Genomic DNA, 20,607 nt, shown 5'->3' on the forward strand with positions numbered 1-20,607 from the left:
ACAATCAATCATTAAAATTTTTAAACGACCTGTTCTTTTGTGATAAAAAATTTATTTATCGATGAGCAAAATCTATATAGTTATCTAAAATATTTATAGATCAAGGCCAGCTTTGCTGTGCATTTATCCTTGACCATAATATTTTGATAACTTAAATTTTGTTACCATCAAAAGTGACATTTTCACAAGTTATTGACACCCTTTTTATCATATTTTTAATCAAGTAGCATCGCTTTCTTTTCTAAATAGGACAAAAAGCAATCCGCTAAACTTCTTCCGTTTCTTGCATAACTGCATTTGACGATAACATTTCCAACTTTCATAAAATACATGGAAAGCGGATCCATTTTTTTCTTGTTCTTTATATCTTCAATGCCTGGAACGAGTCTTTGATCAATCTCATCCACCGACATATTTTTGTATCTTGTTAGTTCTTCTGTGTCCATCTAAAAACTCCTTTCTTTGTTTTAAGTTTTATGACATTGGTAGGTGTCTTGGCTGACAACATAGGAATCTCACCTCCGTCTCTTCTTCCAGACGAGCCGGCATAAACTATTGAAGTATCATTATCACTACTTATTTCAACGAACAGATTGCCACCTCTGTTTCTTATGTATTCTTATTCCTCGCTCACTTCTTTATATCCTCATATACAATGGTATTCATTCAAACCGAAACGAATTGCTAAAAAGACTTTAAAAAGCATCCCGCTTCAGCAAAAAGGTTATGGCGTAAGTCATAATCCTCCATAAGTAGATAAAGTCCTACCTTGGTCTATTCAGTTGTCAAAGTACAAGTATTCGAAAGGGTTCTTTCTTTTTATCTTCCAATTTGCCATAACCGGCATTCTCTTATTTAAAAAAGTAAAAGAGGTCAAACTCCCCTTCACTTTATATAAGGAAAATTTGACCCCTTTGGTTACCGAAATTCTAAATTTCTTCGATAAATTTCTTCAGCTTCGCTAAGATTTTGTTTCTTTTCTTAATCAAAGCCGGTGTGTGATACTTTTTAGCCTTGCTACCGATCGAACGGTTTCATCCTGAAAGTACAACCGCTCTATGATGTCCCTTTCTTCTGCATTTAACCTTGATATAGCGTTTCTGACCGCTTCAATCATCATCTGTGTTTCTACAATCTTTTCGACATCAACACTTTCATCCACGATATTCTCTGCAAAATGTCCATCCTAATCCAAGGACTAAAAAAAGAGCAAGTGTTTTTTTCTGTCCACCTGCTCTAAATACTTTTCGTGTTCTTTTTCCCGCCAGTAGACTTTGTAAATATCCTCACTAACTTTAACCTTTTGTCCGCCTACATATAGATAATATTCTTTTTTCATTTTGAAGTCCTCCGTTTCTTTTGACTGACTGTTTTTCAGACAAAAAAAGGAGGACTTCTGCATCTGGGCATAAGAAGTCCTCGAAAATGGATAATGAAATTCCATTTCATATAACTATTCAACCACCTACTTACATTTCGATTCTGCTGTAAAAGAATATATTTAGCAAAGTGAAAAAGGAGCGTTGCATGTATATGTTTCACTTGTCTTCATGGTAGTTTTCCCTTCCTTATATTTATTTATATTTCTTTGTCGACTTTTTCTCCTTAGTATACCGATTCCAGTAAATTTCTTAAAATTATATATTTTAAAGTACTTTTTGAATTACAGTGGAATTTACCGCGTCTATTATTAACTACCTTTTTCCAAATCATTGTCTATTCTATAATTAGGGTGAGTAAAAATCACACAAGCACCCCCATGGGATCCATTTTTTATTTTAATTGTCCCTTGAAGTTGCTCAACCAGTTGCTTGACAATATATAGTCCCAAACCGGAGTGCCCTCCTTTACTTTTACGTGATTTATCACCTCGATAAAATTTGTCAAAAGCTCTATCCAAGTCTATTAAATTAAACCCTTTTCCTGAATCACAAATTTCATAAGATACATTCTCATTATCTGCTTTTACAAAAATTTCTATCCTACCATTAATATGAGTATGTTCTAAACTATTGGATATAATATTGTCAAGAATACGTTCTAATTTATCTTCGTCAATTAAGAATAGCATTCCCAAATCTCCATGTGTCTTAAGTACAAGATTAATTGCTCTTTCCTCAGCTTGTAACTGGTAATGTCTTACTTTCCTTTCTAAAAAATCAAGTAAATTCACTTGTTTCAGCTGTAATTGTAAATCTCTATTCTCTAAGTCAGAGGTATATTGCATTTGTTGAACAAGATTGGAGCTCTTTTCTACATTTTTAATTATAATATTAAGATACATATAAAGTTTTTTCTCATCTAAATTATTAGAATCCATTAATGCCTCCGAATATCCTTTAATAATAGACAACGGTGTTTTTAAATCGTGAACCAATGCTTCAATCATTTCTATTCGTTCCTGCTCTAATTTCCATTGTGTAAACAAAGAGCATTTTAACTCTTCTTTCATTTCAGAAAAAGCATTGCATAGTCTACCGAGTTCATTTTCCGATTGATAATCAATTTCAAAATCGAGATCTTTTTCTTTTATTTTTTGAGAAGCCTCCATTAATAGTTGTAGTGGGACATTTATAGTTTTTACGAACATCCTTGAAAATAAAAGAGTAAATCCAATCACATAAAAAAATGGAGAAAATAGAGCTATAATAATGACTGCAATCATCAAAAAACCATTGTTTTTAGTATATGAAATTCTTAGTTGATAGGAAAGAGTTACAGCTCCTACAATATTCCCATCATGTATGATTGGAACAACATGGATAAAATTACCTTGGTTCATAAAAGTTGTATTTATTCGATTAATAAGTTCTTTCTTAGCAGTAAATATTCTCTTTTTATTTGTTCCATATAATATTTTTCCACTACTATCTAGAACTTGATAAATGATACCATCCCCACTAATAGCATTCCTCAACCCCTCTTCTTTAGAATTAGAGAGTAACTCTATATTTTTTCCACGAATATAAGTATCAATTCCTGGAATCTGCTTTTCATAATAATTTGCGGGATAGACACTATTATACTGACTTTTAATATATATAAAGGCAGCCAGACCATAAGTAATCACAGTTGCTGTAATACTGGCAATTACAATCCAAACAAAAGTCAATCTAAAACCAGTTACAAGTGAACTATTTTTCATTTTACATCTCCAAAATTTCTCAAATTCTATTCCATTTATATCCGATTCCCCACACTGTAGAAATATACTCAACAGACGGTTCAGACTCAGCAAACTTCGCACGGATTTTCTTTATATGTTCAACTACCGTAGCAGAATCTCCATCAGAATCATAACCCCAAACTTTTTCATATATTTGCTCTCGAGAGAAAACTTGCCTTGCATTAAATGCTAAAAGTTCAACAATATCATATTCTCTTTTTGTTAGAGGAATAATATTATTTTTAATCTTGACAGTACGTTCTCTGATATCTATGCTTAGCATTCCGAAATATAACTTGACCCTTTTATTCTCCTCATTGATATACTGAGATCTTTTTTCCCTTCTTAAATTAGCCTCAATTTTAGCTATTAATTCTCTCAAACCAAAAGGTTTTATAATATAATCATCTCTCCCAAGAGTTAAGCCTTTAATTTTATCTGTTTCCGATTGTCGAGCACTCAGAAAAATAATTGGACATAAAACATCGCCTCGAATAGCATTACAAACTTCAAAACCATCAACTTCAGGCATCATAATATCCAGTATAATAAGATCAGGCTGTTCTCTCGATAACTCTATCCCTTTTTGTCCGTCATAAGCTACCAATACTTTATGTCCCTTTGCCTTTAGTTCGTCTTCAAGCAGCATTACAAGTTCTTTTTCATCATCAATAATCAGTATTTTGCTCAACTTATATCCCTCCTATTCAAAGTTCTAAGTATAACAACATCAATATTAGCTATAATTTACAACTAATAAATCAATTTTTATTATAAACTTACTCATAGTATTTTCTTCCTTCCCATTTACTAAACCAAATCATTCCACAAAGTAACACGATAAAAAGACAGACCCCAACAGATGTAATTCCTATCAAAAATTGTTTAACTGCCCAACCTGAAGAAACAAGTGGCGGTGGTGTAGTCATATTAGCTGAAAATAACAAATAAGGACTGAGATTTTTTACAAGCCTTACAGGTACTGTCCATGGAATAAATTGCCAAATAGAGTTTCCAAGACTGGTTCTGCCAATTAAACCAGCCATTAAGAGTCCGCAAATTCCGATTCCAATCGAAACTCCTGTTCCCCAAGCAAAACTAACCCATAAATGAATAGCAATTATAGGAAGTGTTCCAATAATAACGAGAATAGCAGCTATTAGAAAAAACAACCATATATTCGAAAGCTCTGGAAAAATGAGCGTTATACCAATGTAAAACACGATAGTTGCTAAAAAAGTACTAATCATTATAATAATACTTAGTGGAAAAAATTTAACTAAATATAATTTATATCTTGGAAGCCTTAAACTTAGAAAACCATTAAAACTACTAGCAAGCTCTTCTTGATGCACAACATACCCAGCAAGAATACCTACACCTATAGGAATGACAAATATTGTCCATATTTCAAAGAAAGTTTGGAATGTGGTCATTTGAAAATCACTACTCATTCCACGCAAAGCAACATACCCTATTATACATCCCGAAATTAAAAGAGGTAAGAAAAAATTAATCCATCTAACCATAGTTCTTTTTGTTTTCATCCATTCTGATGAAATTAATCTGACCATTTTATTTCCCTCCTATTAAACCATAAAGCAGTTATCATAATAATAATAATAAGGGTAAGCAGTGATATTACAATTCCAACCGGAATTACAGAAGTATCCAAGAGCTTATCACCATCTTCTAATAAAGTCCCATTTGGATGCACACCAATAATTGGACTCATTAGTCGAATTCCCCATGCCCATGGTATAAGAAACCAATATGAAGTCAGAGCGGATACAATACCCGCAATGAATCCTATAAATCCCAATGCCATACTCGGGAATAATCCTTTCCATGTTGCTGCCCATAGCTGAATAGGAATCAATATAAGCGATACAGTCCATGAAACTAAACTTGCAGTAATAATTTGCTTCAAAGGTATTTGTCCTTTTGCCGTAATCATTCCTGATATAAGTATAGCAATAACTAATACACAAGAAGAAAGCAATGTATGAAATGCCATAACTATTATCTTGCTAATCCAAATATACACGGGTGAATTATTACGAGTCAGCAAAGAACGATAATTTCCAGACTTCCGTTCTTGATTATCGACCAGAAAAGCAAATAAAGCCATTCCAAACGGCAAAAATATCACCGCCCATACATTAAAAGCCATAGCGATAACTAAATCCCATGTTCTCACAATATATTTAGGCATCAATGAAACTCCTGCAGCTGCTTGTATTGAAAAAAATAAAGGTATCAATACAATCAGTTTCCTAGTAAATGTTCTTTTATATTTGAGTAATTCAGAGTTTATCTCATTCATCTTTCTATACCTCCCTTTATTACCTGCATATAAAAATTTTCCAAAGTTTCGTTTGAATTAGGCATTCCTTGAAATAGAAGTTTTCCATAACTAATAATCCCAATATCATCAACTACTTGTGATACTTCAGACAATATATGACTTGATAAAATTACCGTTATACCTCTTTTAGGAAAAGAAGTAACCAAATCACGCATTTTTTGAACTCCAGCCGGATCAAGACCATTGTTAGGTTCATCTAAAATTAGTAATTTCGGTTCTCCTAAAAGAGCAATTGCAATTCCTAATCGTTGCTTCATTCCCATTGAAAAATTCGATACTCGTTTTTTACCGGTATCCAATAAATCAACCATTTCCAAAACTTCATGAATTTTTTCTTTTGATATACCTAGTAATCTAGTATGAATCATAAGATTTTCAACTGCTGTAAGATTTCCGTATAATGCAGGTGTCTCAATCAAAGAACCAATTTCAGCTAGATGATCACGCCTCCAAGGCATATTATCAAAAATAATTTCTCCGCTTGTAGGTCGAAGCAGACCCGTAATCATTTTTAGAATTGTTGTTTTTCCTGCACCATTTGGCCCCAAAAGTCCATAAATAGTATTTCTCTTAATTTTTAGTGAAACATTATCCACCGCATATTGATTTCCGAATTTTTTTGACAATGTTTTCGTTTCCAGAATTAAATCACTCATAAAACTCTTCCTTTCAATTCAAAGTATATTTTACTATCATCAAAAGTATAATCAATAAAAATAAAGAATCCATAATATTTTTAAAAAAATATTTATATCTCTTAAATTAAAATATTTGAATAAAAGAATCACTATTCTATATCATTATCTTTATAAATATTTATTTTTACTTACTATATTTATAGTTTTTTAAATATCTTAGTACTTTAAAATTGCATCTTTTTTGTTTTTCACTAATTTATTTTATTAGACAATAAGAATATGGGGGCTTTTGAGTCAGCCCCGTCGCATAGACTTCAGATTTTATTCTTTATATCAACTCTTATATTCTTTTATTTCTAAGCTCGCTAATCCATATAGTAGCTTACTCTCATCATCAATAAAAAAAGAAGTTTCACTGAATCCATCTACTGAAATTCTATAAGATAAACTTTGAAGCAAGCCTTTAAAACCTCCCAGAAAAATATATACTTTGGGTATAGATTTAATATCTGCGTTCTCTATATCTTTTTCTATCTTCTTTAGCTCCTCCCTTAGTTCAAAAAGATCTTTTAATTTTTCTTTATAGTTCCTTTCCAGTTTTTGCTCTATTGATTCTATTGATTTTTCTTTATATTTTATTTCTAACTTATTAATTTCTTCAATATTATTTTTCAACTTTATCGTAGCAAGGCGATTCATATTTTGGCAAGTCTTTTTCCAATCAACTTCAATATCTTTTACAATTATTTCACCCTTCAATTCCGCTGCTTGATTAAGCATTTCCATCCCTACCTTTGGAAAAAAGGGCTCCAGCTTAGGCTCCTTTATTCCTGTTTCTTGATACAAATATTGATATTTCTGTAAGCTTTTTACTTGTATTAATTTTGAATCCACTTTTATATCAGAACAGATAAAATATTTTCCAATTTTTTCCAATTTATTTTCCAGATTCGAATTCTCTTCTTCTCTATCTGATTTCTCATCACTTGTTACCTCTACTGTATTCTCAAGTTGCAATGCGCCTTTAAAAGATGATGCCGGAATGTAGTAGGAGTCTGCTTTCCTATACTCTTTGCCCGGTTGATTATAGCGGTTATCAAAACTGTAAAACGGATAAATAATTTCATAGTCTGCTAAGTTACTTTTTTGATAATCTATTTTATTGTATAATGCACCTTGCATTCTAGGAGAAAGTATAACCGGTGAAACCGTTTTTAATGTAAACTTATATTTTTTCATATTAAACCTCCAATGGCTCTAAATAAGAATTTCCGAAAATAATGGCATTCGAGTATAGTTGGTTATACTCATTCTTTATTGATGTCCCAATACGATAAGCTTCTTTCTGATTAGACACCAAAATACTCCCTATATTAATAAAACTAATTACTTTTTTGCTATTTTCGGTCAATTCAAACGGTCTTCTATCAGACGAATATATATTAACGATAGATTCCTCCCAACAAATGCTATCTTCTTCCGGAAGAAGCATCCCTAAGTTCAAATAATTAACTTCTCCGTCTTTACCCTCTATATAATCGAATTCTTCAATCGTTTTTAATAAATAGCAATTATACCCACTGCTTGCTTTCGGTCCAAACATCCATATACTATCTTTATAATCTTTTGCACTTCGCAGTTCATCTGCCAGGATAGAATTTTCTTCTACCGCTACGTAAAAGCTAAACTCTTTTTGCAAACTTTCTGTTTTATTTCTATACTCAACAGTCGGTAAAGAATATGCAATATTAGGAAAACCTGGTATCTTCCTTACTTGGCTTTCCAATTTAAACTTCTGCACATATTTTTGATTCTTGGTAATGTAATCATACTGTCTAAGCAAATCTGTGCAAACTTCTTCGGTATTAAGATTTTGTATTAATTTTGTCAGATCTTCCCTTTTAATGTATTCCATTTTCTTAATTGTTTCGTAAATTGCCTTAGCCGAAAAAGACTCGAACTTGCTTGCATTTTCCTCCATTATTTTTTTTATTTTATCAATTTCCTTCCCTTTGTCTCTAATTTGATTTTTTAATTCCTTATTTTCTTTATTATTTTTATTATTTTTATTATTTAATTGATTTAATTCTTTAATTAAAACCTTTAACTCTTTAATCTCTTCTTTCACAGTATTCGTGTTTTCAACTTGCTGATTTTTTTTCTTTGTCTGAATCAAATTCATTAAATAATCTTTTGGAGTTGGCAAATATCCTGTTGGCATCAAGTTTGAGACCATACAATTACCTTTTATATTCTTAATGAATCTATCAATCTCATTTCTTGATAATTTTCCACTTAATTTATTCATCAAGTATCCAAATATTTTCTGGGAATCCGGTAATAAAGTGATATCTCCTTCTACCCGTAGTTTTACCTCAAATTTTTTCATTCTTTTCTCCTACTTTGATATAATATTCTTTTCTAATACCTCTATCCGTCCATATCCTCTTGACTTTGAATTCCCTAATCCATACATTCCTTCATTAAAAAGTAAAAGAACTTCTTTTAACTCTCTAAACAAATCCCCCAACAGTTCACTATATTGTTCAAAGTCTTGAAAAACAATATATCCCTTTAATTTTATCCCTGGTTTTAATACTTTATAAGTTCTAGGTCGTGATAATATTTCTCCTTCTTTTTCTTCTAGAGCATTTTTTGTATCAATTAAAAAATAATCTTGATTTTTGCTTTCTTTCATTATTCGTAAATCAGAGAAAAAGAGTCTTGGTGCATTATTAATTCCCTCTATTCCAAAAATATACTCTGCTTTTACAGGCAACTGACAAATCTCTTCTACTTTCTTTATCACTTTCTGTATTGCATCCCTTTCCTTTACATGTTCCTCTAATTCATCATATTTCTGCTTTATATCCTCCAGAATAATCTTCATTAACTCTTTTGTTTTTTTCATTTGATTATCCTGCTCTCTAACCATATTTCGTAAAGCTCCTTTTATCGCCGAGCCATGAATCATCGGATTGCCATTTTCATCCATCGTTGTCGCTTGATCTACACCTCCAATCGAAAAACTCTCTGTTTGATTACCAATTAAGCAATTAGATACTGTTTTTATACTATATTCTATTTTTTTCATTACCTTTCTCCTCTACAAAAACTTTATATTTTTTTGAATTCTAACAAATACTTTTCAGCTTCCTCTTTCTTCATTCTTTGCTCATCGTATTTATAAAATAAGATTAAATTATCCAACCAATCCGCTTTGTGTAATTTCTTTATTTTTTTAAAATATCTTCTGAATTTTTCCTCCTCAAATTCTTTACGGTATTCTACTTTCTTTCCTTCATCTTGTCTGTCTTTTTTTAATTTTTCAAAATCCGCTTCATTTTGCTTAAAGTAATTTATAATTAATCTCTCTATTTGGTCATACTTTTTCTGTTCCATAAATTTTTTCATACGAAATAGCATTGTGACATGCAAAGGCACTTTTTTATAGACGGTAATAATATTTCCATCTATCTTCGGATTTTCTCTACTTATAAAAATCGCTTCTATTCTGTTATTTTCTTTTTTAGGGCAATAAAATTCTATTAAGTAATTCAATGGTTTAGTAAACATTACTCTTATGATGTTTTCAACTTGCTTAGAGTAATTTTCCTTCCTAATAATACTTTTAAATTTACAATCCTTATTTTTATCAAGTGTAACAAATCTATCATCTGTCAACAATAAGACTAGTTTTAATTTTGGAATTAATATAGAGTTTATTTTTTTTGCATCAAATAGCCTTTCTTCCGGCTTATTTTCCTTACTTTCTTTTTTATCTTCCACAACTTGCGAAAGTAAATAATACTTAAAAAGTAAATCATACTTGCTCTTTTCCGTTTTTTGAACATCTGGAATCAAAAAATAAAGTAAATGCCTTAATTGTTGTTCTGTATCTTTTTCACTTGATTCCAAAACACGCAATAAATTAAAAATAAATGAATTGGAAAATGCGTTATGACTCTTTAACCATTTAATTTCTTCAATTTCTTGCGAAAATTTTGAAAAGCCATCTTTTTCTGATGTACCTAGATTCCCTCGATATGAATAGAATAAATTGGCTGCTAAAGATACACCTAAATCTACTCTATCCGTTTTTTCAATTTTCATTTTCTCTTTTATGATACTCAATTCCTTTTCTACCATTTCACGATAGTACCGAATCGGCTGATGATTATCAGTAAAAATCACTCCTACCGCAATCCCTAGCTTTATCTCACTTTGTATATCGGTCTCTATTTCTTCATTTATCTCCTTAATCATCTTACGGAGTAAATCAATTGATGCCAAAAGCGCTTCTATTTGTACTGCATAAAACACATCATCCCCTTCTATATATAACGGAAGTATCTTTTCTGTTAAATCATATTTCTTATAATTTTGTACCAATATTCTAAAGTAATCCACCGATATTTTATTAATTAATAGCTTACTTAATTTATCATATCGTGAGTAATCCTTTATTTCTGAAAAAATCTTCCCCATATTATTAATATCTGCTTTAACAATTGCAATTTTTCCATCTGTACTTTCATTTTCCTTTTTATTGTTATTACGAATCAAAGCATCCATATTTCTTGCAAAAACTCCATCTGTATAAGACACTCCTTGCTTCATTGGTATTTTCGTCAACTCTTGAAAACAGAATAATTCTTCTTTTATATCAAGAATGTTCGTGTTCTTCTTCTTTTCGATATTTAATGCCCTTTTTGCTGATTGAATTATTTTCATTTTATCTTCGGTTGCTTCCGCAGAAAATGAGGTATAACGTAACTGAATATTACCACCATATTCTAAATAAATATCCCTATGTAATTCCTTTAATCTTTGACTAATATCCTTTTGTTCTAAATTAGAAAAAAAGATAACTTTTCCTGAAATCCAAAGAAGCACTGTATTAGAATCCTTTTTATATATTTCAAATTTGTCTTCTATCTTCCCCAAAATATCTTTAGAAACTGCACCGGAAGAAAAAACAATTTCCTGCAATGTTTTACTATCATGCTGATATTCCGCTCGCCTCTCGTCTATCCTATGATAAACATATCTCTGTATTTTTTCTACCTCGATTATTATTCCTCTCATCTTCTCCTTCTTCTCCTTCTTCTCATTATTTCATTTCTTGGAACACTCCGCTTTTTCAAATAGACATTAAACATCTCAACATAGGCTAAATGTGGGAAAAAAATCGGATTATTAATCAGCATCAATAACTGATTAAATTGGAAAATAAAAGATAGTAAACTTGTTTTTCTATCCTCTTCTTCCACCCCAATGGCAAACTCATCTAAATTATGTCCTTTTAAATTTTCAATACTTACAATTGGTTTATTTTGGTAATGACCCTTGTCCTTTTCACTATTATTTAAAAATTCTTCTATTTTATTCTTGCTATCTTCTGTATGATTCAACACTATATACCAGTCAAACAAATTCTTAAGATTTTCACAAAAGAAGACATCTAGCTTCTCTCTGTGCTCATTTGCTTCTAATATAATATCAAACCCTTCTTTTGGTTGATGTCTTACATCCTGTGTAGAAGAAATATAACATAAAATCTTAATTGGTTTTGTTGCTGTTTGTGTATTTAAATACATCGCATTAACATCACCTATATCATCACTACCCACAGCAATCCGACCGGCTATTCGAGCAATAGAACCTTGCGATGTTTTTAAAGTATCCATTTTTTCTAACCAACTTGCAAATTTTTCTGGTTTATGATTACTACTTTTACATTCTATTACCGCTACTACTGCTTCTATAGGTATAAAATTTAAAATTCCATGCTTAAAGATATAAGGCGTATACTCCTCATCAAAAATTGCCAAATCTATTTCCGCAGAACAATTCTTATTAGCATCAATAATAAATACATTACTTGCTATCCGGAATTTCTTGGGAATAATCCTTTCAAATAATCCTTTCCAGATTTTCTCACGATTGCTTCCAATCGTTATTCCTTGCGGATCCCACTTAAAAGTAAGTTGCTTTATAATATCCGCTTCTAAATTTTCATAATTATGAATGATATTGCCCAAATGGTCTTTTGGTTTTTGATTTTTATCCATTTTCTTTTCCCCCATTATACAAAAGTATTATACTGTTATCTATTTCCTTTTCATTTTAATATTATTTTAATAGGAAATCTATAATTTGTTTTATTCTTATCATAAATTTTGTTATCTTTATCCCTACAAAAATGAAAGCCATTCATTCCATCTAAATCTCTACCTCATTCTCTCTTTTTTCGTTTTTTCCTTATCTATCTTCCCCAATCCTACCAAAAAATCATATTCACAATACACTACTTTTATCTCCTAATAAGAATTTACTGCTATCTTTTTCTTTAATTTATCCCTTTCAGCTGGTAAGACTCGACACTTAAAGTATATTTCTATTATAAGATAATCAGACTCTCTTTTCATCCAGTATTCGAAAAAATTTATATTTCAATCTAATTCTAAATCAACTCTTCCATATTTTTCAATTTTCATAGCAACTTTTGCATTGCCAAGTTCCTTTTCCACCTTCTCATGATAATATCAAATTGGCTGATGATTATTGGTAAATACCATCCCGACTGCAATTCCAAGTTTTATATTACATTTAATACTTTTCTCTATATCCTTATTAATCTCATTAATCATCCAGTTCAGCAAATCAATCGACGGCAAAAGTGCATCAATTTGAACTGCATAAAACACATCATCCCCTTCAATATACAGAGGTAATATCTTCCCTTTCAAGTCTGATTTTTTATAATGATCTATTGAGATTTTAAAACATTCTATTGAGATTTTATCAGCCAATAAACGACTTAATTTGCTATAGTTTCCATAATCCTTTATTTCGGAAAAATCTTTCCCATATTATTAATATCCGCCTTTACAACAACAATCTTTCCATCTGTACTTTCTTTTTGCTGTGTCGTATTGCATATTAAGGCATCCATATCTCTTGCAAAAATACCATCTGAATAAGTTACACTTTGCTGTGTCTTTACTTTTTTCAGTTCTTGAAATTGAAACAACTCCTCTTTTATATCCAACAAATTCAAATTATTTTACTTTATAATCTTTAACGCATCTTTTGCAGATTGAATCATTTTCATTTTATCATTGGTGATATCTTCCGAAAACACGGCATAATGTAATTGAATATTTTCACCATATTCCAAGTAAATCTCTCTGTGTAATTCTTTCAGTTTTTTACCAAAATCCTCTTTACTTAAATTCGAAAAAAAGATAACTTTTCCCGAAACCTATAATAAAACTAAGTCAGAATTTGTTTCATTTACTTGAAATACATTCTTTATCTTATGCAGAATATCTTTAGAAATCGAATTTGAAGCTAAAACAATTTCTTGCAAGGTCTTGCTGTCATGTTGATTTTCTGCATGCCTTTCATCTATTCTTTGATAAATATATTTTTGAATTTTTTCTACTACAATCGTTATTCCATTCATCATATCTTCCCCTTTTATTCTTAGACCATATTATCTAAATATTCGCTAAACATCTTAACATATGCCAAATGCGGAAAAAATATCGGATTGTTAATCAGCATCAGCAACTGATTGAACTGAAAAATAAAAGATAGTAAGTTATTTTGTTTATCCCCCTTTTTTCCTTTAACTTCAAAATCCGCTAAACTATTAGCCTTCAATTTTTCAATAGTTCAATCGGTTTGTCATTATAAGTTTCTTTACACTGCTGATGATTATTTAAAAATTTCTCTATTGTGTCTCTGGCATCTTCCGTGTGATTTAGAGTCAGATACCAAACATACAAACTCTTAAACTAATCACTAAAGATAATATCAATCTCTTCTTGATTTTTATTTGCCTCTAACACTATATCAAACCCTTTTTTGGGGTGACCCTGTGTATTTTTAGTGGAAGAAATATAGCATAGGATTTTTATCGGTCTTGATGCTGTTTGTGTGTTTAAATATCCTCCTCCAACTTTATCAATAGACTGGCTTCCAAAAGCTATTTTCCTGGCAATTCTAACAATGGAGTCTTGAGATGTTCTAAGACTATCAATATTTTTCACCCACTCTTGGAACACATCCTCACTCTTGTTTTCACTTTTACATTCTATTACTGCTGCAACCGCTTCTATAGGTATAAATTTTAAAACTCCATGTTTGAAAATATAAGGTGTATACTGCTCGTCAAAAATAGCCAAATCCACTTCGGAAGAACGATTTCCTTCCGAATCTATGATAAACACATTACTTTCTACCTGAAATTTTTTCGGTACAATTCTTTCAAACAATTCTTTCCAAACATTCTCTCTATTACTTCCAATCGTAGTTCCATGTGGATTCCACTCAAAAATAAGTTGCTTTACAATATCCGCTTCTAAATTTTTGTAATTATCAATAATATTTCTCAAATGAATTTTTAAATCTTTACTTTCACTCATTTCTCTCTCCTCCATTCTTAATGAAATAACATCTAAAACTAAAAACCTCAACCTCTAATTACCTGTCGAATTAATTTTCGAAAATAATTCTCACAAAACTCCAAAATTTTTCTTCTTTTTCAATCGACTTTTCTAAAATCTTTAGTTACGATAACCTCCATCGCTACTTGAGGCATCTCTCCAATCAACATATACAGTAGAAAATTTCTTGCTAGCTTCCTATTATTTCTTCCGATATCCTCATAATAACACCTCCATATATTGTTTTAAAACTTATTCCATATTCGTTTGAATAGCGTACTTTAATAAATTTTTACACTACTTGTAAAGTAAAATTTTATCGCTTCACTAAACACTTGTACATCCATTCTGTCTTTATCTTTGATAATATCAAATGTGGTTCTTTCTTTGTCATATACTAATATTTCTCTTCTAACTGGATACATCAGCTTAAAATATTTTTACATCCCATAAAAGCCTCCTTTTAGATCTGATTCTATTACAAATGTGGATTATCAGGAGTGGTTATTATTTAATATTAAATTTATATTTCAATCTGATTCTATTATAAGCTGATAATAAAGATTTATCAGAATGGGTTTTTGATAATTTACATTTCAATCTGATTCTATTATAAGAGGAAGCTTAGAGGGGCACTCAGACTGTATGTAAAGATTTACATTTCAAGCTGATTCTATTATAAGATCGGCCAAAAGCGCCTATTTCCTGTAGCGTCTTTCATTTACATTTCAAGCTGATTCTATTATAAGGACGTAAAAGTATCTAAACAGGATTTAATGTAGGAAATTTACATTTCAATCTGATTCTATTATAAGTGATGATGGTAATTTATATTCAATTAATAAAAATATATTTACATTTCAATCTGATTCTATTATAAGAGGTAATGATAGCAATAATAATTCAAGTATAAAAAGATTTACATTTCAATTTGATTCTATTATAAGTTGCCCTCTACCTACGCCCTTGATTGTCGACGTAGGAATTTACATTTCAATCTGATTCTATTATAAGTTTTCTGAGTATAGATATTTCCCTATTGGAATATCTGCATTTACATTTCAATCTGATTCTATTATAAGTTCAAGTATTCTGCATATATCAACTAATGCAAAATAATTTACATTTCAATCTGATTCTATTATAAGTTATTTCCCTTGCCATCAGTAACCACCTTGACGTTATATTTACATTTCAATCTGATTCTATTATAAGTAACAAAATCAAGCATCGTAATTACATCTTTTTTTGAATTTACATTTCAATCTGATTCTATTATAAGCTAATATATGCAAACTTAATTCATATTTAGCTAAAAGATTTACATTTCAATCTGATTCTATTATAAGAGAAACAAATTGGTATCCGTCACTTCATGATAGCGTTATTTACATTTCAATCTGATTCTATTATAAGAATTCAGAAATGTATAAAGATAGACTTTTCGTAATAATTTACATTTCAATCTGATTCTATTATAAGTATTAAGTGTGATGATAGAATTACTGTAAATGTAAAATTTACATTTCAATCTGATTCTATTATAAGTACTGTATTAAAAGCCATAGTATCATTGGATAATACAATTTACATTTCAATCTGATTCTATTATAAGGAGAATAAATATGGTACAGAAAAATGATAAATTATTATTTACATTTCAATCTGATTCTATTATAAGCTGTGACTGGATTTTCAGCATCTCTTTTACAATCTTAATTTACATTTCAATCTGATTCTATTATAAGGGGTGCAAGAAAAGAGAATCCTGAAATACAAGCTTTATTTACATTTCAATCTGATTCTATTATAAGATCTCCAAACTTAACATGATCTTTACCAATAAATTTTACATTTACATTTCAATCTGATTCTATTATAAGTGCATGATGTCAGTGGTGCTAGTGAAGTTGTAAATCATTTACATTTCAATCTGATTCTATTATAAGCAAAAGGGTATGCATTTGGTATTGTAATAGGTCATGAATTTACATTTCAATCTGATTCTATTATAAGCTATCAGTTCCTGTCATGTGTCACATCCCCCAGAATATTTACATTTCAATCTGATTCTATTATAAGAAATGTTTTAAAGCACTATCTAGCTCTTTAATAACCTGATTTACATTTCAATCTGATTCTATTATAAGAATTTTTAAGATTCATCCAAAACATGTTTAGAAAAAATTTACATTTCAATCTGATTCTATTATAAGGCTAAATTCTGGTTGAATAATCGTAAGCCTGATGAGATTTACATTTCAATCTGATTCTATTATAAGTAAAGCACCTCTTTGTAAGCCTATTCGCACAAATTGCATTTACATTTCAATCTGATTCTATTATAAGTTTTTCTGCTTTTAATTGTTTTGAACTTTTTCCATTATTTACATTTCAATCTGATTCTATTATAAGGCAAAATATGTTTGTCCCAGTGCTATTATATCTTTATTTACATTTCAATCTGATTCTATTATAAGGAGCTTATCAAATTATAAAGGATGCGGCGATAGAATTATTTACATTTCAATCTGATTCTATTATAAGCTGGATCTAATCCCATACTAACACAAGTGTCATAACAATTTACATTTCAATCTGATTCTATTATAAGTCGATAGAAATAATTTTGCTAAGATTATTCATATCGGATTTACATTTCAATCTGATTCTATTATAAGTGATAAATCATTTTTATTAACACCTATTCCATATTTAGATTTACATTTCAATCTGATTCTATTATAAGTGTATATCATTATATAATTATCATCATTGGGCTTATAATTTACATTTCAATCTGATTCTATTATAAGTAGTTATATCGCCTGCATATTCTATATCTTCTATGCAATTTACATTTCAATCTGATTCTATTATAAGAAGTCCAAAGGACTGAATTGAATGAAGGCTTACAAATATTTACATTTCAATCTGATTCTATTATAAGCTTCTAGCAAATCCACTAAATCAACTCTATGTGTTGTATTTACATTTCAATCTGATTCTATTATAAGGAGCAACTACATCTCTGCAAGTCGCGTCATAAAAATTATTTACATTTCAATCTGATTCTATTATAAGAAAACTTAACTTTATATGGTTCTAAGAAAAGGTATAATTTACATTTCAATCTGATTCTATTATAAGCTAATAAAGATACTTGTGAATTACTAAATAAAAAAATATTTACATTTCAATCTGATTCTATTATAAGAGCTTAAAGATGGTGTGTTAAATATACCAAGTGTAGATTTACATTTCAATCTGATTCTATTATAAGTGTTTCTCGCTTAGATGGTTTTCTTTTACAAATTTTATTTACATTTCAATCTGATTCTATTATAAGCAAGCTCTTCTTTTATTAATTCTTCAGTTGTTTTTGGATTTACATTTCAATCTGATTCTATTATAAGAAAAATGGATAAAGAACTTGATAAACTCGAAAAACAATTTACATTTCAATCTGATTCTATTATAAGTGTAGACCTTTATTTTAAATCGTGTTATCTATAACCTCATTTACATTTCAATCTGATTCTATTATAAGGTGGTGAGGTAATATGAGTGAATTTTTCCCTTTTATATTTACATTTCAATCTGATTCTATTATAAGTTGTCAGTTATAAATATTACGCAGTGTATAAAATTGGATTTACATTTCAATCTGATTCTATTATAAGGATATATCTTACAAGTAAGCAAGGCAATTTGCAGAAATTTACATTTCAATCTGATTCTATTATAAGAGTATACAGATGTTCCGTTAACGTCTACAGGGTTTTATTTACATTTCAATCTGATTCTATTATAAGTTTTTAAAACAATGTATCGAATACGAAACCAAAAGAAATTTACATTTCAATCTGATTCTATTATAAGTAGCAGTTACAATAGACCACCATAAGGCATCAGATAATTTACATTTCAATCTGATTCTATTATAAGTACTTTATTTGATTCAGAAAACTACAATTACTTAGATTATTTACATTTCAATCTGATTCTATTATAAGTTGTTGCTAAAAATGAAGACTTAGAACTTTCATATTTTATTTACATTTCAATCTGATTCTATTATAAGCGGTGCAAGGATTACCGCTTGTAGCGGGGATAAAGTATTTACATTTCAATCTGATTCTATTATAAGGCTTAAAGAAGAGCTTAAAGGTAGAGACGGTATTGAATTTACATTTCAATCTGATTCTATTATAAGAGTGGATAGCAAATCCCGAAACCCTGAAAGGACCAAATTTACATTTCAATCTGATTCTATTATAAGAGAGTAGATATAAAGCAAAATAATTATAAAAAAATAATTTACATTTCAATCTGATTCTATTATAAGATTAAGAGAAGTTTATAGAATAGTTTTCAAAAAGAAATTTACATTTCAATCTGATTCTATTATAAGCCAATATAAAACTATAAATGCAGTTCCGGTATATGAATTTACATTTCAATCTGATTCTATTATAAGACAGTATTTGTACCTATAGAAAGATCGACTGGTAAAGATTTACATTTCAATCTGATTCTATTATAAGGAATACTAACCAGATACTTATTCAACGAATACAAGCATTTACATTTCAATCTGATTCTATTATAAGGAGAAGAATAAAATGATTAAAATATCATCAATAATTGATTTACATTTCAATCTGATTCTATTATAAGTATTCTATAACAAAGGTTGATAATATACATACACTAATTTACATTTCAATCTGATTCTATTATAAGTAAATTGTTGCATCAATTAATACCAACAGATAAAGAATTTACATTTCAATCTGATTCTATTATAAGGAAGAATTATTCTCTTTTATGACAGGTATAATTGACATTTACATTTCAATCTGATTCTATTATAAGTAATAGAAGAAGCAAGAAAGCTTCTTAATGATAAAAGATTTACATTTCAATCTGATTCTATTATAAGGAGAAGGTTGGCGACCTTCTCTTTTTCATTGAAAGAGATTTACATTTCAATCTGATTCTATTATAAGTAGTAATTATTCTGATTAGTAGCATTGTAATTTCTAATGATTTACATTTCAATCTGATTCTATTATAAGATGAGTTCGTATTATGAAATAGCTGAAAATCCTGAAATTTACATTTCAATCTGATTCTATTATAAGACTTAAGAAATGCTAACTTAATAGGTGCTGACTTAATATTTACATTTCAATCTGATTCTATTATAAGTAGACCTTTATTTTAAATCGTGTTATCTATAACCTCATTTACATTTCAATCTGATTCTATTATAAGAGGTATTACACATGAATCAGATGATAGTTTCAGAGCAATTTACATTTCAATCTGATTCTATTATAAGTGTACTTCTTATAAAATTCAGGGTATGTCATGTCCTTATTTACATTTCAATCTGATTCTATTATAAGCTTACAAATCCACTTTATTTTAGCACAAAAATAAAGATTTACATTTCAATCTGATTCTATTATAAGTTAATCCTAATCTTTCTTCCCAAATTTTTATTCCCCATTTACATTTCAATCTGATTCTATTATAAGTCTGATGCTAAAAAAGCTGCAGAAGCAATGTTTTCTGAATTTACATTTCAATCTGATTCTATTATAAGTAGTTGTTAATGCTCTATTTGCATTAGCTTTAAGAGATTTACATTTCAATCTGATTCTATTATAAGACAAAACCAATCTTGTAACTGCTATAAATGAAGTGCTATTTACATTTCAATCTGATTCTATTATAAGAGATAAAACACATAAACATGAAAGCTATGCAAGACAAATTTACATTTCAATCTGATTCTATTATAAGAGGAATTCCTACCCATGGAAGCGAAAATAAAATCAGGCATTTACATTTCAATCTGATTCTATTATAAGCAAATAAAATTAAAACTAAAGATAAAGAACTTTTTAATTTACATTTCAATCTGATTCTATTATAAGAAAATTGTGATGTTTCATTCATATTAGCAAA

Annotated in this window: 15 protein-coding genes, 1 pseudogene and 1 CRISPR repeat array (1 of these 17 only partly in view); all 16 genes and pseudogenes read right to left on the reverse strand. The window is 29.4% G+C overall.

Annotated elements, in window-relative coordinates:
- Nucleotides 1-215: 215 nt before the first annotated feature.
- The 16 genes and pseudogenes from HLB29_RS06215 to HLB29_RS06290 all read right to left on the reverse strand — a co-directional run bounded on the left by HLB29_RS06215 (nucleotide 216) and on the right by HLB29_RS06290 (nucleotide 14,607).
- Nucleotides 216-446, reverse strand: coding sequence for a DUF6870 family protein (locus tag HLB29_RS06215; protein ID WP_185624307.1), 231 nt, complete (start codon nucleotides 444-446; stop codon nucleotides 216-218).
- 483 nt (nucleotides 447-929) lie between these two features.
- A pseudogene (locus HLB29_RS06220) lies at nucleotides 930-1,339 on the reverse strand (RNA polymerase sigma factor).
- Nucleotides 1,340-1,690: 351 nt separating this feature from the next.
- Complete coding sequence (locus HLB29_RS06225; protein WP_185624308.1) at nucleotides 1,691-3,145, reverse strand: sensor histidine kinase; 1,455 nt, start codon at nucleotides 3,143-3,145, stop codon at nucleotides 1,691-1,693.
- 19 nt (nucleotides 3,146-3,164) lie between these two features.
- Complete coding sequence (locus HLB29_RS06230; RefSeq protein WP_185624309.1) at nucleotides 3,165-3,857, reverse strand: response regulator transcription factor; 693 nt, start codon at nucleotides 3,855-3,857, stop codon at nucleotides 3,165-3,167.
- Nucleotides 3,858-3,945: 88 nt separating this feature from the next.
- Nucleotides 3,946-4,740, reverse strand: coding sequence for a lantibiotic immunity ABC transporter MutG family permease subunit (locus HLB29_RS06235; RefSeq protein WP_185624310.1), 795 nt, complete (start codon nucleotides 4,738-4,740; stop codon nucleotides 3,946-3,948).
- A complete protein-coding gene (locus HLB29_RS06240; RefSeq protein WP_185624311.1) occupies nucleotides 4,728-5,492 on the reverse strand; it encodes a lantibiotic immunity ABC transporter MutE/EpiE family permease subunit in 765 nt (254 codons plus the stop codon). Before HLB29_RS06240 ends, HLB29_RS06235 begins: the two co-directional genes overlap by 13 nt.
- Nucleotides 5,489-6,190: a lantibiotic protection ABC transporter ATP-binding protein gene (locus tag HLB29_RS06245; protein WP_185624312.1), complete on the reverse strand. Its 702-nt coding sequence runs from the start codon at nucleotides 6,188-6,190 to the stop codon at nucleotides 5,489-5,491. Before HLB29_RS06245 ends, HLB29_RS06240 begins: the two co-directional genes overlap by 4 nt.
- A 315-nt stretch (nucleotides 6,191-6,505) precedes the next feature.
- A complete protein-coding gene (locus HLB29_RS06250; RefSeq protein ID WP_185624313.1) occupies nucleotides 6,506-7,411 on the reverse strand; it encodes a hypothetical protein in 906 nt (301 codons plus the stop codon).
- 1 nt (nucleotide 7,412) lies between these two features.
- A complete protein-coding gene (locus tag HLB29_RS06255) occupies nucleotides 7,413-8,561 on the reverse strand; it encodes a hypothetical protein (protein ID WP_185624314.1) in 1,149 nt (382 codons plus the stop codon).
- A gap of 9 nt (nucleotides 8,562-8,570) precedes the next feature.
- Complete coding sequence (locus HLB29_RS06260) at nucleotides 8,571-9,266, reverse strand: RAMP superfamily CRISPR-associated protein (protein ID WP_185624315.1); 696 nt, start codon at nucleotides 9,264-9,266, stop codon at nucleotides 8,571-8,573.
- A 23-nt stretch (nucleotides 9,267-9,289) separates the two neighbouring features.
- Nucleotides 9,290-11,260, reverse strand: coding sequence for a Cas10/Cmr2 second palm domain-containing protein (locus HLB29_RS06265; protein WP_185624316.1), 1,971 nt, complete (start codon nucleotides 11,258-11,260; stop codon nucleotides 9,290-9,292).
- On the reverse strand, nucleotides 11,257-12,246 hold the full coding sequence (locus HLB29_RS06270) for a DUF6602 domain-containing protein (RefSeq protein WP_185624317.1): 990 nt from the start codon (nucleotides 12,244-12,246) through the stop codon (nucleotides 11,257-11,259). Before HLB29_RS06270 ends, HLB29_RS06265 begins: the two co-directional genes overlap by 4 nt.
- Before the next feature lie 474 nt (nucleotides 12,247-12,720).
- Nucleotides 12,721-12,882, reverse strand: a complete 162-nt coding sequence (locus tag HLB29_RS06275) for a hypothetical protein (protein ID WP_185624318.1) — start codon at nucleotides 12,880-12,882, stop codon at nucleotides 12,721-12,723.
- A gap of 140 nt (nucleotides 12,883-13,022) precedes the next feature.
- A complete protein-coding gene (locus HLB29_RS06280) occupies nucleotides 13,023-13,235 on the reverse strand; it encodes a hypothetical protein (protein ID WP_185624319.1) in 213 nt (70 codons plus the stop codon).
- Between the two features lie 204 nt (nucleotides 13,236-13,439).
- Entirely contained in the window at nucleotides 13,440-13,646 is a 207-nt protein-coding gene (locus tag HLB29_RS06285; RefSeq protein WP_185624320.1) for a hypothetical protein, read from the reverse strand.
- Between the two features lie 331 nt (nucleotides 13,647-13,977).
- The gene (locus HLB29_RS06290) at nucleotides 13,978-14,607 is read right to left on the reverse strand and encodes a DUF6602 domain-containing protein (protein WP_185624321.1); all 630 of its coding nucleotides are present in this window, start codon (nucleotides 14,605-14,607) and stop codon (nucleotides 13,978-13,980) included.
- Nucleotides 14,608-15,149: 542 nt separating this feature from the next.
- A CRISPR array of direct repeats spans nucleotides 15,150-20,607; the repeat unit is 30 nt; unit sequence ATTTACATTTCAATCTGATTCTATTATAAG; it runs 638 nt beyond the window's last position.

It is taken from the genome of Peptostreptococcus canis, assembly GCF_014229965.1.
GTDB classification, from domain to species: domain Bacteria; phylum Bacillota; class Clostridia; order Peptostreptococcales; family Peptostreptococcaceae; genus Peptostreptococcus; species Peptostreptococcus canis.

Coding starts and splice junctions, on each gene's coding strand:
- HLB29_RS06290 (WP_185624321.1), bottom strand. CDS start 14,607: ATGAGTGAAAGTAAAGATTTAAAAATTCATTTGAGAAATATTATTGAT.
- HLB29_RS06225 (WP_185624308.1), bottom strand. CDS start 3,145: ATGAAAAATAGTTCACTTGTAACTGGTTTTAGATTGACTTTTGTTTGG.
- HLB29_RS06240 (WP_185624311.1), bottom strand. CDS start 5,492: ATGAATGAGATAAACTCTGAATTACTCAAATATAAAAGAACATTTACT.
- HLB29_RS06260 (WP_185624315.1), bottom strand. CDS start 9,266: ATGAAAAAAATAGAATATAGTATAAAAACAGTATCTAATTGCTTAATT.
- HLB29_RS06245 (WP_185624312.1), bottom strand. CDS start 6,190: ATGAGTGATTTAATTCTGGAAACGAAAACATTGTCAAAAAAATTCGGA.
- HLB29_RS06285 (WP_185624320.1), bottom strand. CDS start 13,646: ATGATGAATGGAATAACGATTGTAGTAGAAAAAATTCAAAAATATATT.
- HLB29_RS06250 (WP_185624313.1), bottom strand. CDS start 7,411: ATGAAAAAATATAAGTTTACATTAAAAACGGTTTCACCGGTTATACTT.
- HLB29_RS06255 (WP_185624314.1), bottom strand. CDS start 8,561: ATGAAAAAATTTGAGGTAAAACTACGGGTAGAAGGAGATATCACTTTA.
- HLB29_RS06265 (WP_185624316.1), bottom strand. CDS start 11,260: ATGAGAGGAATAATAATCGAGGTAGAAAAAATACAGAGATATGTTTAT.
- HLB29_RS06215 (WP_185624307.1), bottom strand. CDS start 446: ATGGACACAGAAGAACTAACAAGATACAAAAATATGTCGGTGGATGAG.
- HLB29_RS06235 (WP_185624310.1), bottom strand. CDS start 4,740: ATGGTCAGATTAATTTCATCAGAATGGATGAAAACAAAAAGAACTATG.
- HLB29_RS06270 (WP_185624317.1), bottom strand. CDS start 12,246: ATGGATAAAAATCAAAAACCAAAAGACCATTTGGGCAATATCATTCAT.